General features: G+C 70.0%; 14 protein-coding genes and 1 pseudogene. 11 read left to right on the plus strand and 4 right to left on the minus strand.

Going from position 1 to position 13,763, the window contains the following annotated elements; translation table 11 throughout:
- Positions 1–131 precede the first annotated feature (131 nt).
- From BLT59_RS12395 to BLT59_RS12410, 4 genes are all read left to right on the plus strand, one after another.
- On the plus strand, positions 132–512 hold the full coding sequence (locus BLT59_RS12395; protein WP_091779951.1) for a hypothetical protein: 381 nt from the start codon (positions 132–134) through the stop codon (positions 510–512).
- 58 nt (positions 513–570) lie between these two features.
- The gene (locus BLT59_RS12400; protein ID WP_091780257.1) at positions 571–1,236 is read left to right on the plus strand and encodes an HAD-IA family hydrolase; all 666 of its coding nucleotides are present in this window, start codon (positions 571–573) and stop codon (positions 1,234–1,236) included.
- Positions 1,237–1,282: 46 nt separating this feature from the next.
- Positions 1,283–2,074: an ATP12 family chaperone protein gene (locus BLT59_RS12405; protein ID WP_091779954.1), complete on the plus strand. Its 792-nt coding sequence runs from the start codon at positions 1,283–1,285 to the stop codon at positions 2,072–2,074.
- Between the two features lie 138 nt (positions 2,075–2,212).
- Entirely contained in the window at positions 2,213–2,533 is a 321-nt protein-coding gene (locus BLT59_RS12410) for a hypothetical protein (RefSeq protein ID WP_139174048.1), read from the plus strand.
- A 12-nt stretch (positions 2,534–2,545) separates the two neighbouring features.
- Here the strand turns inward: BLT59_RS12410 and BLT59_RS12415 are convergent, their stop codons facing one another.
- Entirely contained in the window at positions 2,546–3,037 is a 492-nt protein-coding gene (locus tag BLT59_RS12415; RefSeq protein WP_091779960.1) for a glutathione peroxidase, read from the minus strand.
- Between the two features lie 205 nt (positions 3,038–3,242).
- Here BLT59_RS12415 and BLT59_RS12420 point away from each other — a divergent pair, with 205 nt between their 5' ends.
- A complete protein-coding gene (locus BLT59_RS12420; protein WP_091779963.1) occupies positions 3,243–3,503 on the plus strand; it encodes a DUF6894 family protein in 261 nt (86 codons plus the stop codon).
- 52 nt (positions 3,504–3,555) lie between these two features.
- Here BLT59_RS12420 and BLT59_RS12425 read toward each other — a convergent pair whose 3' ends face one another.
- Complete coding sequence (locus tag BLT59_RS12425; protein WP_091779966.1) at positions 3,556–4,089, minus strand: hypothetical protein; 534 nt, start codon at positions 4,087–4,089, stop codon at positions 3,556–3,558.
- A 136-nt stretch (positions 4,090–4,225) separates the two neighbouring features.
- Here BLT59_RS12425 and BLT59_RS12430 point away from each other — a divergent pair, with 136 nt between their 5' ends.
- On the plus strand, positions 4,226–5,614 hold the full coding sequence (locus BLT59_RS12430; RefSeq protein ID WP_091779969.1) for an aminotransferase: 1,389 nt from the start codon (positions 4,226–4,228) through the stop codon (positions 5,612–5,614).
- Positions 5,615–5,860: 246 nt separating this feature from the next.
- On the opposite strand, the gene BLT59_RS12435 is transcribed toward BLT59_RS12430, so the two are convergent.
- Together BLT59_RS12435 and BLT59_RS12440 are read right to left on the minus strand one after the other, a co-directional pair.
- Positions 5,861–7,183 carry an HlyC/CorC family transporter gene (locus BLT59_RS12435; protein WP_091779973.1) on the minus strand — a complete coding sequence of 441 codons (1,323 nt, stop codon included), beginning with the start codon at positions 7,181–7,183 and terminating at the stop codon, positions 5,861–5,863.
- 60 nt (positions 7,184–7,243) lie between these two features.
- On the minus strand, positions 7,244–8,674 hold the full coding sequence (locus tag BLT59_RS12440) for a hypothetical protein (RefSeq protein WP_244513960.1): 1,431 nt from the start codon (positions 8,672–8,674) through the stop codon (positions 7,244–7,246).
- Positions 8,675–9,019: 345 nt separating this feature from the next.
- Here BLT59_RS12440 and BLT59_RS12445 point away from each other — a divergent pair, with 345 nt between their 5' ends.
- From BLT59_RS12445 to BLT59_RS12465, 5 genes and pseudogenes are all read left to right on the plus strand, one after another.
- Entirely contained in the window at positions 9,020–9,418 is a 399-nt protein-coding gene (locus BLT59_RS12445; protein WP_091779979.1) for a DUF3775 domain-containing protein, read from the plus strand.
- A 23-nt stretch (positions 9,419–9,441) separates the two neighbouring features.
- A complete protein-coding gene (locus BLT59_RS12450) occupies positions 9,442–10,731 on the plus strand; it encodes an App1 family protein (protein WP_091779984.1) in 1,290 nt (429 codons plus the stop codon).
- Between the two features lie 125 nt (positions 10,732–10,856).
- Positions 10,857–11,969: an alpha/beta hydrolase gene (locus BLT59_RS12455; RefSeq protein ID WP_091779987.1), complete on the plus strand. Its 1,113-nt coding sequence runs from the start codon at positions 10,857–10,859 to the stop codon at positions 11,967–11,969.
- A 150-nt stretch (positions 11,970–12,119) separates the two neighbouring features.
- A complete protein-coding gene (locus tag BLT59_RS12460) occupies positions 12,120–12,377 on the plus strand; it encodes a hypothetical protein (RefSeq protein WP_091779990.1) in 258 nt (85 codons plus the stop codon).
- Between the two features lie 201 nt (positions 12,378–12,578).
- Positions 12,579–13,745: pseudogene (locus BLT59_RS12465) on the plus strand (MFS transporter).
- The last annotated feature ends 18 nt before the right edge of the window (positions 13,746–13,763 follow it).

Genomic DNA, 13,763 nt, shown 5'->3' on the forward strand with positions numbered 1-13,763 from the left:
GGAAGGTGGCACACCCTCCGAGACTCCTGTGTGGCGCATGCCTTGGCAATCGGCTGCGCCGCCTCATATGCTGCCCCGCGCCCCGCACATCCGCGGCGGGGCCTGTTTCCGGCGGTTCGAGACCCTGACACATGAAGCTCGCGACGCTGGCCTGCCTCGCCGCCCTGTGCCTTACCGGGCCGATCGTGCACGCTGCACCGGGCGAGGCAGCCAAGCCGGCGCCGGCGGCCAACGGCGTGCATCCGGCCGAGGCGGCGCCGCCGCATTCGGCCGCGACGCCCGGGGCGAGCGCGGCGCCCGCGCAGGCGGGTCCGCGTCCGGCCAACAGCGCCCGCGCGGAGCGCCGGCGGCGATCTTACGCGGCCTGCAACCGCGCCTCGCATCAGCGCGGCCTGCGCGGCGGCAAGCGCCGCCGGTTCCTGATCCGCTGCCGCCTCGGCTACGAACGGACCCGTGTTCCCGGCGGGCAGCCGGCAGCCGCGGCGCCGGCACAGCCGGGCCGGAAGCCGTGACGGTGGCCGATATTTCCCGCTTCGCGCCGTCGGGGCGGCCTTTCGCGCGTCGCCGGCGATGAAACTCGTCGTCTTCGATGTCGATGGCACCCTCGTCGACAGTCAGCACCTGATCGTGGCGGCCCAGGAAGTGGCCTTCGCCGAGAACGGTCTGCCGGCTCCGGGGCGGCGCGAGGCCCTGTCCGTGGTGGGTCTGTCACTGCCGCAGGCTTTCCGACGTCTGGTCGGCGAGGACGGCCCGGTTGCGGAACTCTCGGAGAGCTACAAGCAGGCCTACAACCGCCTGCGGCTCGACCCGGCTCACGAGGAGCCCCTGTTCCCCGGTATGGCCGACCTGCTGGCCCGGCTGCATGACCGTTCGGACGTGCTGATCGGCCTCGCCACGGGGAAGTCGCGACGCGGGGTTGATCGGCTGATCGCGCATTATGGCTGGGCGGACTGGTTCGCCACCACTCAGAGCGCCGACGACGCGCCGTCCAAGCCGGATCCGACCATGCTGCAGCAGGCGATCAGCGAGGCCGGCTGCGAGCCCGGGACCACCGTGATGGTCGGTGACACCACGTTCGACATCGCCATGGGCGTGGCGGCCGGCGCCACGGCCATCGGGGTTGCCTGGGGCTACCATCCTCCGGATGCGCTCTACGAGGCCGGCGCGGTGACGGTTGTCCCGAGTGCCGCGGCGCTGGAGGCGCTGCTTCTCGGGGGGCTCGCAACGGGCGCCTGATCGCGAAAGGCTCGCGCGCCGGGCCGGAAGCGCCTATCTCGCGTCCATGAGCGATCAGACGACAGACTGGCTCGGCGAACCGAGCGATGGAGAGCGGCCGGATCCGGTGCGGGCAGCGCGCGGCCACGCCAAGCCGGCCCTGCCCCGGCGCTTCTACACAGAGGCCGGCTTCTCCGAGGACGCCGACGGATTTCGGCTGACCCTGGACGGACGTCCGGCCAACACACCCGCGCGGAACCCGCTGCAGCTCCCGAGTCGGACCCTGGCCGAGCGCGTCGCGGCGGAATGGGCGACCCAGGAGGCCGTGATCGATCCGGCGCGGATGCCCCTGACCCGGCTCGCCAACACGGCGATCGACGGGGTCACGCCCCGCATGGCCGCCGTCGCAGCCGATCTCTGTGCCTATGCGGGCACCGATCTCCTGGCCTATCGCGCCGGAGATCCGGATCGCCTCGTGGCGGCGCAGGCGGCGGCCTGGGATCCCATCCTCGCCTGGGCTCGGGATGAGTTCGGCGCGCGGGTGATCCTTAGTGAGGGTGTCATGCATGTCGCGCAGCCGGCCGACACGATCCAGGCTCTGTCCGCGGCGGTGACTGGGGTCACCGACCCGTTCCAGCTCACCGGCCTGCACACACTTACGACGCTGACCGGCTCACTGTTGATCGCGCTGGCGGTGCTTCGGGGGCGCCTGACGCCGGCGGAGGCCTGGGCCGCGGCCCATGTCGACGAGACCTTCCAGGCCGCTGTCTGGGGGCGCGACGCCGAGGCGGAAGCCCGCCTCGAGACGCGTCGGACGGAGTTCGAGGCGGCTGCCGCGTTCGTCGGTGCCGGCGGCTGATGCCAAGCCCCTGTCCCGGGGCCGTCGCGCAGATGCAATTGCGCAACAATCCCGCATTCGCGGCGCTCAACCTGGGTCGGCGGCTGACAAGGACCGAACACTGTTTTAATCTCAGCACAGATTGTGTTCGAGTCGACGATGCGTGCCGACCAGACTGCCGGATGTAGGTTCGAAGACGAACTTGCTAGTTTGATAGCGTCGATGCAGTCTTCCCGGGATATCGGCAAGCGATACGCGCTCTTCGACGCTCTTTCGAACCTCGAACGTCGAGCTCAGTGTGCCGGCGCGCCCGACTCGACCTTGCGCAAGATTGCCGAGATCCGCTTCCTGACGGGTATCCTGCGTGAGGCGGTGCGTCCGTTCCCGATCGCGCCCCTGCGGACGGTGCTGCGCGCGCGTGAACGGGTCGACACGATGCGCGTCTCCCCCGCCGAGGCTGCGGATCTCGACGTCCTCTGACGGCGGCGTGGCTCAGGCGTGCGTGGCCAGGGCAGCCTGGATCTTCGCCTCCAGGGCGGCGGGCTTCGTCCCGGGCGCGAAGCGGGCGAGGACCCGGCCGTCGCGTCCCACCAGGAACTTGGTGAAATTCCACTTCACCGCGCGCGTCCCGAACAGCCCGGCGCGGGCGCGGGTGAGATAAGTGTAGAGCGGATCGGCCCCCGACCCGTTCACCGCGATCTTGGCGAGCACCGGAAAGCTCACATCGTAACGCAGCGCGCAGAAATTCGCGATCTCGGCGGCGTCACCCGGCTCCTGGGCGCCGAACTGGTTGCAGGGGAAGCCCAGGATCGTGAGGCCCGCATCCCGGTACCGGCGCCAGAGCGCCTCCAGACCCTCATATTGCGGGGTGAAGCCGCAGCGCGAGGCCGTGTTCACGATGAGCAGAACCCGTCCGCGATGCTGGGCGAGCGGGTACGGGGTCCCATCGGCCGCGGAGACGCTGAAATCGTGAACCGTCGTCATGGCCGATCAGTCGGGCAAACCGACTTAATCCGCAAGGCTCACGCCTCGCGGCATCGCGACTGCGAAGCCGGCCGAATGTCTATCCCGGTATATGGCCAAGCGCCCACGGGTCACGTCAGCGGGTGACACTCGCGGCAACGATCCTCGGCACGGCCGCGCGTGGGGGTAACCGCATCCCCCGCCTGGACCCGGCCGGGATCTGTGGATGGAGCGCTATCAGCCCAACCTCCACGACGGATCCACGATCCCGGACGCGGCGGGCACCGATCTGCCGAACTGGCAATCCGCCTGGCTGGAGACCGTCCGGCGCGCCGGTGAAATCCTGAAGTGGGATGCTCAGCGCCTCGCCCTGGGTGAGGATTGGCGGATCGAGGTCGCCGATCAGACGGGGCTGATCCTGTTCCAGCTGACGTTCCGCGTCGTGGAGGTGCCGGTTATGCAGAGAAGTTCCGGGACGGAGCGCTGAGCCGGGTCGGCGAGGGGTTCTGAGCGCTGTCGGGACCCTACGAGCGATCGGTTCAGGCCGGGACTTTCCGGACGTCGAAGCTCGGGCCTTGGGGCGTGATGCGGTCGGTTGTGACGATGCGTTCGTCGGCGCCCACGACCCCGAGACTGACATCGCGGTCCGGCAGGATGACGGTGGTACTCTTGTTGACGTGGACCAGCACGTGCCGCCGCAGCGGCACCGAGGCTACGGCCCAGCGCTTGAGCTGCCCGTAATAGGGTTCGCGCCGCCATGTGCCCGCCTGTCCGGGATCGACCTGCACGTTCATGTTGCGGGTGAGCGGGTCGAGGCTCAGCACCATCTTGGCACGATCGGGTTTCCATTCCGGCCCGAGCCAACCCTCCGTCATCCAGAGGCAGTGGAATGCCCGGCAATGATCGGGCCGCGTGGCGTGGATGGCGCAGCCCTGGCCGGCCCGGGTGTGGCGGCACCATTGGCCCGCGACGCTCTCGACGGCGGGCACGTCGTAGACCTTGCAGCAGAGCGTGCAGGCACCGCAGGCGCGGCCGGGGGCGGGCTGCGCGACGAAGGCTTCGGGATTGAGCATGGTTTGTGCGTCGCGAGAGGCAGTCGCTTCCGGCATGCGTCCGGCAACGGCCGGCCGCGGATCCATCGGGCTACCTGCCGGGGCATCGGGTCGGTAGTGTGGCGACGGTGACCCTCGCACGAGGACCTTGCGAACCATGCTCTCGAACCTCGCGACCCGCGACGTCGAAACCCTCCTCCATCCCTACACCAACTTGTCGACGCACCGACAGACGGGTCCGCTGGTCCTGGAACGCGGCGAGGGCGTGCACGTCTTCGACACCGAGGGGCGTCCCTACATCGAGGGCATGTCGGGCCTGTGGTGCACGGCTCTCGGCTACTCGAACGCCGAACTCGTGGAGGCTGCGCAGGTGCAGCTGGCGCGCCTGCCCTTCACGCACCTGTTCTCCGGTCGGAGCCACGATCCGGGCATCGAACTTGCCGAGACGCTCAAGGAGCTGATGCCGGTCCCGACCTCGAAGATCTTCTTCACCTCGTCGGGTTCGGAGGCCAACGACACGCAAGTCAAGCTGACTTGGTACTACAACAACGCCCTCGGCCGACCGAAGAAGAAGAAGATCATCGCCCGTCAGAAGGGCTATCACGGCGTGACGGTAGCCAGCGCCTCTATGACCGGGCTTGCGGCGAATCATGCCGACTGGGACCTGCCGCTGCCGGGCTTCCTGCACGTCTCTGCAGCCCACCATTACCGGGGCGCGGAGCCGGGGGAGAGTGAGGAAGCCTACTCGGCCCGACTCGCTGGCGAGTTGGAGGAGACGATCCTGCGCGAGGGTCCGGAGACGGTGGCGGCCTTCATCGCCGAGCCGGTGATGGGTGCGGGCGGCGCGATCGTGCCGCCGCGGGGCTATTTTTCCGCGATCCAGGCCGTGCTGGCGAAGTACGATGTCCGCTTCATCGCCGATGAGGTGATCTGCGGCTTCGGCCGGCTCGGCACATGGTTCGGAAGCGAGGCGCTCGGTGCCCGGCCGGACTCCATCTCCTTCGCCAAGGCGCTCACCTCGGCCTACATGCCGCTCGGCGGCGTCAGTATCGACGCGCCGCTCTACGACGCGCTGGTCGGCCAGAGCGAGAAGATCGGTACCTTCGGTCACGGCACCACCTATTCCGGCCATCCGGTCGCCGCCGCGGTGGCGCTGAAAGCGATCGAGATCTATCGGCGCGACCGGGTGATCGAGGGTGCGGCCGAGAAGGCGCCGCATTTCCAGCGTCGGCTCTCGGCCCTCGCCGGGCATGACATCGTGGGTGAGGCCGGAGGGATCGGGCTGATCGGCGGCCTGGAGATCGTCGCCGACAAGGCCACGAAGCGCCAATACGACCCGAAGAAGGGAGTCGCCGCCCGCTGCGTCGCCTTCGCACAGGCCGAAGGGCTGATCGTGCGGGCGCTCGCCGGTGACCGCGTCGCCGTATGCCCGCCGCTGATCATCGCGCCCGACGAGATCGACGCCCTGTTCGACCGGCTCGGCCGGGCTCTGGACCGTACCCGCGACTGGATCCGCGCCGAGGGTCTGCAAGCGACGCCGGGGTGAAGGTCATCGGCCCCGCGCATCGTGGAGAGGGGGTGAAACGGCGCCCTCCCAGGGTGCAGCAGGCGAGCCCGGAATCCAGATCCACTGTCATTGCAGAGCTTGGCACGTCGGCGGACCTGGATTCCGGGTTCCGCTGCGCGGCCTCGGAAAGACGGGGTCGGGCACGGCAATTCGCGTCAAGACGCCGGCTGCCCTGATAGACCGCCGCTGAGCGCGATCACCTCGCTCACCGGGGAACGGCTGCCCTCATACCGCGTCGCGCTGGGTCTCCGGCTGAGCGGGGGCCTGAAGGCCGGCCGACGTCAGCGGCGTGATCCGCAGCGTCGTGATCCGATTCTTCGCCTTCCGCAGCACTTGGAAGCGGAAGCCGTGGAAGTTGAAGGCCGTCCCCTGATCCGGGATGGTCCGGGCCTCGTGGATGACCAGGCCGGCGATCGTCGTCGCCTCCTCGTCGGGCAGTTTCCAGTCCATGGCCCGGTTCAGGTCGCGGATCGGCACGCCGCCGTCGACATTCACCGATCCGTCCCCCTGGGGCCGAACGCCCGAGACCGTGACGTCGTGCTCGTCGGCGATGTCGCCGACGATCTCCTCCAGGATATCCTCCAGGGTGACGAGGCCCATGACTTCGCCGTACTCGTCGACCACGAGGGCGAAGTGGGTCTTCTTGGTCAGGAAGGCCTTGAGCTGCGCGCGCAGCGACGTCGTGCCCGGCACGAACCACGTCTCCAGGGCTAGCGCCTCGACCTTGAGGCCGGACGCGTCGCCGCCCGCGGCGTCGAGCGCCCGCAGCAGGTCCTTGGCGTGAAGGACGCCGACGATGTTCTCCGGCGTGCCGCGCCACAGCGGCATCCGCGTGTAGGGCGAGGACAGAACGGCGCGGACGATGTCCTCGGAGGGCTGGTCGGCATCGATCGCCCGCATCTTGGTGCGGTGGACCATGACGTCGGAGACCGACAGGTCCGACAGGTCGAGGAGGCCGCCCAGCATGTCGCGCTCGGCCTTGGCGACGCCGCCCTCCCGGTGCATCAGCGCCACCTGCCCGCGCAGCTCCTCAGCTGCGGTGAGGATCGACTGGTGCTCGCCGATCGTGATGCCAAACGGCTTCAGCATCAGCCGCACCAAATGCTCGATGGCGATAGCCAGCGGGCCCATCAGCGCTACCGCGAAGGCCACCGGCCGTGCGGTGAGCAGTGCCGCCTTGTCGGGCTTGGAGATGGCGAGCGTCTTCGGCAGGACCTCAGCGAAGACGATGACCAGCACCGACATGCCGACCGTGGCATAGATCACGCCACTCTTGCCGAACAGCGCGGTGAGCACGCTCGTGGTGAAGGCCGAGGCGCCGATCGCCACGATGTTGTAGCCGATCAGCATCGCGCCGATGAAGCGCTCGCGAATCGCCAGGATGCGGTTGACGATCGCGGCCCGGGGATCCCCCGCCTGTTCGAGGGCGTGCATCCGGGCCCGCGAGGCGGCCGTGAACGCGGTCTCCGCGCCAGCGAAGAACGCTGAGAGCAGCAACGAGATCGCCACGATGCTCGCGGCGAACCACAGGTCGATATGGGTTTCCATCGGGTCCGTCAGGCACGCCGCGCGCGGCTTGTCGGCCGCCCATATAGCGTCTCCCGCGACTTATTGCGCGCCGATCGCGCGCACCGTCCACGTCGCCCAGTAGACGGGCCTTCCATAGAGGCTCGACGTTTCGCGGCCTGAAGCGGTCGGGGCGAGCCGGTCGAGCCACGTCAGGAACCCGGCCTTGTTCGGGTAGATCGCGGGAGTGTCGAGGTTGCCCTCCGCATCCGTCATCCAGAAATGCGCGCTCCGGTCGTACCGGCCGCTGCCGTTGCCTCCCGAGCGCAGCCCGAGATAGGCGGAGGAGCGGCCCGCTTCCACCGGATCGGCATAAAGCTTGAGGGCGCCGATCCCGTCGAGGCTCAGATCGGCCGTGTACTGGAGGCAGATGTCCGCCACCGGACCGCCCGGAGCGTTGGCGGGGCGCTGGCACGTGTAGGAGACCGCCCAGCGCGGCATACCCTTGGCCCGCGCCACGCGGACGAGGGTCCCGGGCGGCAGCGGCCCGGCGAGCTTGCGCGCTGTCGACCAGACCTTCGGTCCCGACAGGTCCTGCGCGGTGCGCAGGAACAGCCCGGTGCGGCGCTTCTCGGGGGCGAGACCGCAATCCTCGGGCAGCACGTCGGTGTAGATGTAGTGATAGGTGCGGTCGACGACGCTGATCGAGCCGGCGAGTCCGTGGGTCTCGAAGGCCGGCGCCGTGCAGGCCGACGTGACCGGCTTGCCCGCCTCGTCGACCACCGCGGCCGGGACGGGCGGGTCGCTGCGCCGCCCGCGGCCCGCGCCGGCCTCGAACGGCGTCCAGGCCAGCCCGTAGCCGTCGGCGGTGCGGGTCCGGATCTCGAACGTCTGGAAATCGAGGGTGCGCGCCTCGATCTGGACGCGGCGCCGGACGTCGGCCGGACCGGTCGCAGGCTCGTCTCGCTCCGCCCGCCGACGTCGGCCGCGGCGCTCGGTCTCGGCCTCGTCGCCGCCCGTGACGCCGACGCGCTCCTGCCCGAGCAGGAAGACGTAGCTGTAGGCCTCGCCGGCCCACGTCCGGCCCGTTACGGCGATCGGGTCGCGCGGGCCTATGCCCTCGGCGGACGGCGTCGGCTCCGACCAGCCGCGGGTCCGCGCACGCTCTTCCGGCAGATCGACCCAGAACCGGTCGGCCGATGGCGGCAACGTCGTGGCCAGGGCCTCGAAGGTCCGGCCCGTGCGCAGGGCACCGCCGTCCCGGCTGTCCGTGGCGCGCCGCTCCGGACAGGGCTCGTCCCGGCGAGAGGCCACGGGGGTCTGGCCCTGGAACACGGTCTGGAGCGGCCCGGGCGACTCGGAGCGGGCAAGTCGCAGGATCTGCACGCCGCGCACGAAGGCGCAGGGGGCCGGCGCGATCAGGACGCCCTCGGCCTCCGAACCTTCGCGGCAGATCTCGAGGGCGCCGCCGCCGGTCAGGAAGCAGCTCGGCGCGCTGCCCTCGTAGCTCGCGGATCGGGCTTGGGCGGACACTGGCCCGAGCAGCGTGGAACCGGACAGCGCGCAGAGCCCCGCGAGGGCCAGGACGTGCCGTCGCCGCCCGGCCGAACACCGGGACTTTACGTCGCGTGCACACGAGATGACGGTATCGGAGAGGGACGTCTTGAAAATCTTTATAGAAATCACGTCTATCGCCGAGGTTGATCCGGTGATCGAATTAGTTTCGCAGCCTCTATCCCAGGGTCGTTCAGGCGGGAAGTGGCGCGGACCACGCAAGCGGGCTTCGAAGGGAAAGAGGCGAACCCGGCGCCCGCTCGTCCGTTGTCGCGGCTTGAGGGCCCCGCTTGCCCGACCCTGTCAGCGTCCGGAGATCAGCGCATGGATATCGCCGTCGAAACCGTCACCGACATCGTCATGCGGCTGCGCGCCATCGAGGTGAAGGAGGGTAACACCGACCCGGATTCGGGCTCGAACCCGATCGACGACGGTGCCACCGATGTCCTGATCTCCGGCACCGACGATGCCACCGAATCCGAGGTCCGCAGCGTCATCGCTGGCCTCGACGACGATTCCCGGGCCGAGCTGCTCGCCCTTCTCTATGTCGGGCGCGGCGACATGGAGCCGGAGGAATGGAGCGAGGCGGTACGCTTCGCCCGCGAGCGCGAGGCTGCCGGCGAGGGCGCCGTGCGGGAGCTGCTTGGCAGCCCCGATGCCGGGGATCTCCTGGAGGAAGGCCTTGATGCGATGGGACTGAGCCCTGAGCTGCCGCAGGCCTGAGCGTCCGAGCGGCGTCTGATCCCATGACCTCGCGCGTGCGGAGGGGCGCCCTCAAGGCGCTGCGGGTCCTCACCCGGCCGGTCCGTCGTGCGCAGGGGCATGGCGGCAAGGGCCGGGGCGGACTCGTGGTCGAGCCTTATCGCGGCTACGGGTCCCGGGACGAGCTGTTCCTGATCGGCCGGGTCTTTCGGCAATCGCCGGGGATCCCTGGCGAGGATCCCGAATCCCTGCGGGCGCAATGGCGCGACCTACGCCGCCGCATCGCCCGGCGGACAGTCGCCGGAGCGGTCGTGACTGCCCGGTTTGGCGACGATGCCGTCCGGGTCGAGACTGACCGGGACGGGTATTTCCGCGTGCACCTGCATCCGCGCACGCCCCCGGCCGGGTCCGGCGACTGGCACGCGGTCGATCTCCTCCTCGACGCCGAACCGCCGATTCCTGCCGAGGGCGCGGTGTTCATCCCGCCCGATCGCTGCCGCTGCGTCGTGGTCAGCGACATCGACGACACGGTCATGCGCACCGGCGTCGCCAACAAGCTGAAGATGCTCTGGCGCCTGTTCGTGGAGGATGCCGAGAGCCGTGTCGCCTTCCCGGGCGTCGCGGCCCTGTATTGCGCGCTCCATGCGGGCGCCGGCGGCGACGAGGGCAACCCGATGCTCTACGTCTCCCGCGCCCCCTGGGGTCTCTACGAGATGCTGTCGGAATTCTTCCAGCGCCACGGCATCCCGGCGGGGCCGGTGCTGTTCCTGCGGGAATGGGGCTTGTCCTGGACCCATCCGCTGCCGCGGCGGGCCACCGACCACAAGCAGGCGCTGATCAAGCACATGCTCGCCCTCTACCGCGACCTGCCCTTCGTGCTGATCGGCGATAGCGGCCAGCATGACCCAGAAGTCTACGCGCAGATCGTCGAGGAGAATCCCGGGCGGGTGCTGGCAGTCTACATCCGCAACGTGTCCCGTGGCTCCGCCCGGGTCGAGGAGATCGTCCGCCTCGCCGGCGCTGTCGCCCGGGCTGGATCGAGCCTCGTGCTCGCCGCCGACAGCGTCGCCATGGCCGAGCACGCGGCCGCCACCGGGCTGATCGCTCCGGAGGCCGTGACTGGCGTGGCCGAGGAGCATGCCGCCGCGGCCGAAACCGGCCCGCGCCGGGAGACCGCCCGGATCACGCCGGCACCCGCGGGCGTCGCCGACGCGGCGGAGGATCCGATCGCGCCGGAGGCGATCGCCGAGGTGCTCGCCGGCGAGGGCAGCGTGCCCGCGACCCTGGTGGTCGAACCGGAGACGCCGGCCGCGCTCCCGCGGCTCGGCCCGTGAAGGCGCGGCCGCGATCGTAACCGCGGCCGCTGTCGCGGCCCGCCCGGTCCGATAGGTTTCGGACGAGTGCAGCCGGCGCCCGCCGAGACGGGGGCGCGGAACAGGCTGCCGCAAGAGGAACCGAGATGCGCCTGAGCCTGTCCGCTCTGCTGATGATCGCCTGCGGCACCCAGGCCGCATTCGGGCAGGCCGCGCCCGCGGAGAGGGCCGTGCCCGGCTTCGCGCAGTTGGAAGCCGAGATAGGGGCGGCCAACGCCGCCCCGGGGCCGCGAACGCTGCCGGCCAAGGTCGTGCCGGTGCCCGACACGACGAGCCCGGAATTCCGCACGGCGGTGGCGGCGCCCTACCGCGTGCAGGCCTGGAACGCGAACCCACCGGACGCCGCGGCTTGGAAGGCGCTGGTCGACCGGCTGGCCGCCGCCGGAGCCGCCACCCTCCCCGCCCTGCGCGAGAAGCTCGGCGTCACCAGCGAGGCCGCCGTGATCGGCGGCGTGAAGGCCTACGTGATTCAGCCCCGGCAGATACCGGAGGCCAACCGCAACCGGCTGCTCCTGCACATCCACGGGGGCGGCTACGTCTACAATCCCGGCGAGTCCGGCACCTTGGAGGCGATCTTGATGGCCGGACTCGGCGGGTACAAGGTGATCTCGGTCGATTACCGCATGCCGCCGGATGCCCCCTACCCAGCTGCCATGGATGACGCGGCCGCGGTTTGGCGGGCCATGCAAACCATGCAGAAGCCTCAGAACATGGCGGTGTTCGGCACCTCCACGGGGGGCGGCATGACCCTGTCCCTGATGCTCCGAGCCAAGGCCGAGGGGCTGGCGCTGCCGGCGGCGATCGGCCTCGGCACGCCGTGGTCCGACATGACTGAGACCGGCGACAGCTACCGGACCAACGAATGGCTGGACAACGTCCTCGTCAGCTATTCGGGCTACCTCACGCCGGCCGCCAAGCTCTATGCCGCCGGTCGGGATCTGAAGGACCCGCAGCTCTCGCCGATCTACGGCGACTTCATCAGCCTGCCGCCCGCGATCTTGATCACCGGCACCCGCGACCTGTTCCTGTCCAACACGGTGCGCACCCACCGCAAGCTGCGCGCTGCAGGGATCGAGGCGTCGCTCCAGGTTTTCGAGGGCATGTCCCACGCTCAGTATCTGTTCACGCCGGACGCACCCGAGACCAGGGAGGTGTTCGGAGAGATGGCACGCTTCTTCGACGGGCATCTGGGTCACTGAAGCCCTGCGCGTGGGGCTTGTGCGGGGCTTGTCCTCACGGAATGGTGCAATGCAGCATTTCGTGAGGAAGGGTTCACATTCGGCTCGCGATGCCTAGGTTCGGGCGCTCCCGTGCCGGTCCACGCTCTGCGAGCCCCTTGGAGCCCATCCGTGCAAACCTATACCCTCGCCATCGCCGACGGCGTCCTGTTCGCCTGCCTGCCCGACGAGGCCGACATCACGGCCGCGATCACTGACGCGACCGCCACCAATTACGGGTTCGGCCTCAACCTCGATATCGTCCGCGGCGCGACCTTGACCGACGCGACGGGTCCCGAGGACGAGGTCGTCTGGCAGGAAAGCCCCGATAGCGAACTGCTCGATTCCCAGGGCCGGCGCTATCGCTACGCCGTCCGGCGCCCGTGCTGAGCGCGATCCGCTGAGCCCCTGACGCGGACCCGCCCTGTGGTGCTACGTTCCGTTCATGCGGCTGGGAGCCTGTCGCGCTTGGAACGGATGTTTCGCCCGCAGCAGGATCATCCTCACAGGCAACCCCGTTCCCATCATGACGGGTTCGCCTTCGGCGACTCGGATTGACGGGGCGATGACGTTTATGGCCCCAACACCCTGATGCGGACAGGGGTGCGCAAAGCGGGACAACAGAGCGCGCTCGCCCGGTTCCTCGTCCTGTACGCCGCGCTCTACGGCGCCTATGGCGGCCTGTCCCCGATCCTGCCGGGATTCCTGGCCGCGCGCGGTCTGACGCCGGGCGAGATCGGCGTTCTGCTCGCCGCGGCGGGTGTCCTGCGCCTCGGGGTCGGACCCCTGGCCGGCGCCTTTGCCGACCGCCATCGGGCCGGCCGCTCCGTCCTGGCCGCGAGCCTCGCAGTGGCAGGGCTAAGCGCCCTGGCGCATCTGCCCGGGGAAGGGCTGGTCCAACTGATCGGGCCGGCCCTCCTCTACGCGGCCGGAACTGCGGCGCCGGCGCCCCTCGCCGACGCGCTGGCCTTGGCAGCCGCACGGGGCGGTGCGGCATTCCAGTACGGCTGGGTCCGCGGCGCGGGCTCGGCCGCTTTCATCCTCGGTACCGCCGCTACAGGCTGGCTGATCGGCCTCTTCGGCCTCGCCGCCGCCCTGGTCGCGAGCGGCAGCCTGTTTCTCGCCGCCGGCGTCGCGGCTCTGGCGCTGCCCGCCGCCTCAGGCGGAGCGGTCCGGGCTGAGGCACCGTGGCACGGCTTCGCCACCTTGATCGCGCTTCCGCGCTTCCGCCGCACGGTCCTGGCCGCCGCGCTGGTGATCGGCGCGCACGCAATGCACGACGGCTTCGCCATGATCCTGTGGCGCTCGGCCGGGATCGCGGCAGGCATCGCCGGCCTGCTCTGATCGGTTTCGGTCACCGCCGAGGTTCTGATGTTCCTGCTGGCCGGGCCGCCGCTGCTACGGCGTATCGGCCCCGCGGCCGGCATCGCGGTGGCGGCCTGTGCGGGGGCGGTTCGCTGGGCGGTGCTGGGCTCCACGACGGCGATCCCGTGGCTCGCGGCCGTCGAGGCCCTCCACGGGCTGAGCTTCGCCCTCCTGCACCTCGCCTGCTTGGAGCTGATCGAAGACTCCGCGCCCGCCGATCTCCGGGCGACCGCTCTGGCCCTCTACGGGACCCTGGGCCTCGGCCTGTCCAGCGTGGTCGCGACTCTGGCGTCTGGGGCACTGTACGGGTCCTTCGGGGCTTCCGCCTTCTGGGCGATGGCCGCCCTGAGCCTCGCGAGCCTGCCTCTGGTGCCGGGGCTTCGGGAGCGCTGAAGCGGCGGGTTCTTTTCC

The sequence above is a fragment of the Methylobacterium sp. UNC378MF genome (assembly GCF_900103195.1).
In the GTDB taxonomy this organism is placed as follows: domain Bacteria; phylum Pseudomonadota; class Alphaproteobacteria; order Rhizobiales; family Beijerinckiaceae; genus Methylobacterium.

Excerpts from the sequence above, each read along its gene's own strand:
- BLT59_RS12415 (WP_091779960.1), bottom strand. The coding sequence starts at position 3,037 with ATGACGACGGTTCACGATTTCAGCGTCTCCGCGGCCGATGGGACCCCG.
- BLT59_RS12420 (WP_091779963.1), top strand. The coding sequence starts at position 3,243 with ATGGAGCGCTATCAGCCCAACCTCCACGACGGATCCACGATCCCGGAC.
- BLT59_RS12445 (WP_091779979.1), top strand. The coding sequence starts at position 9,020 with ATGGATATCGCCGTCGAAACCGTCACCGACATCGTCATGCGGCTGCGC.
- BLT59_RS12405 (WP_091779954.1), top strand. The coding sequence starts at position 1,283 with ATGAGCGATCAGACGACAGACTGGCTCGGCGAACCGAGCGATGGAGAG.
- BLT59_RS12395 (WP_091779951.1), top strand. The coding sequence starts at position 132 with ATGAAGCTCGCGACGCTGGCCTGCCTCGCCGCCCTGTGCCTTACCGGG.
- BLT59_RS12430 (WP_091779969.1), top strand. The coding sequence starts at position 4,226 with ATGCTCTCGAACCTCGCGACCCGCGACGTCGAAACCCTCCTCCATCCC.
- BLT59_RS12410 (WP_139174048.1), top strand. The coding sequence starts at position 2,213 with ATGCGTGCCGACCAGACTGCCGGATGTAGGTTCGAAGACGAACTTGCT.
- BLT59_RS12435 (WP_091779973.1), bottom strand. The coding sequence starts at position 7,183 with ATGGAAACCCATATCGACCTGTGGTTCGCCGCGAGCATCGTGGCGATC.
- BLT59_RS12450 (WP_091779984.1), top strand. The coding sequence starts at position 9,442 with ATGACCTCGCGCGTGCGGAGGGGCGCCCTCAAGGCGCTGCGGGTCCTC.
- BLT59_RS12455 (WP_091779987.1), top strand. The coding sequence starts at position 10,857 with ATGCGCCTGAGCCTGTCCGCTCTGCTGATGATCGCCTGCGGCACCCAG.
- BLT59_RS12400 (WP_091780257.1), top strand. The coding sequence starts at position 571 with ATGAAACTCGTCGTCTTCGATGTCGATGGCACCCTCGTCGACAGTCAG.
- BLT59_RS12425 (WP_091779966.1), bottom strand. The coding sequence starts at position 4,089 with ATGCTCAATCCCGAAGCCTTCGTCGCGCAGCCCGCCCCCGGCCGCGCC.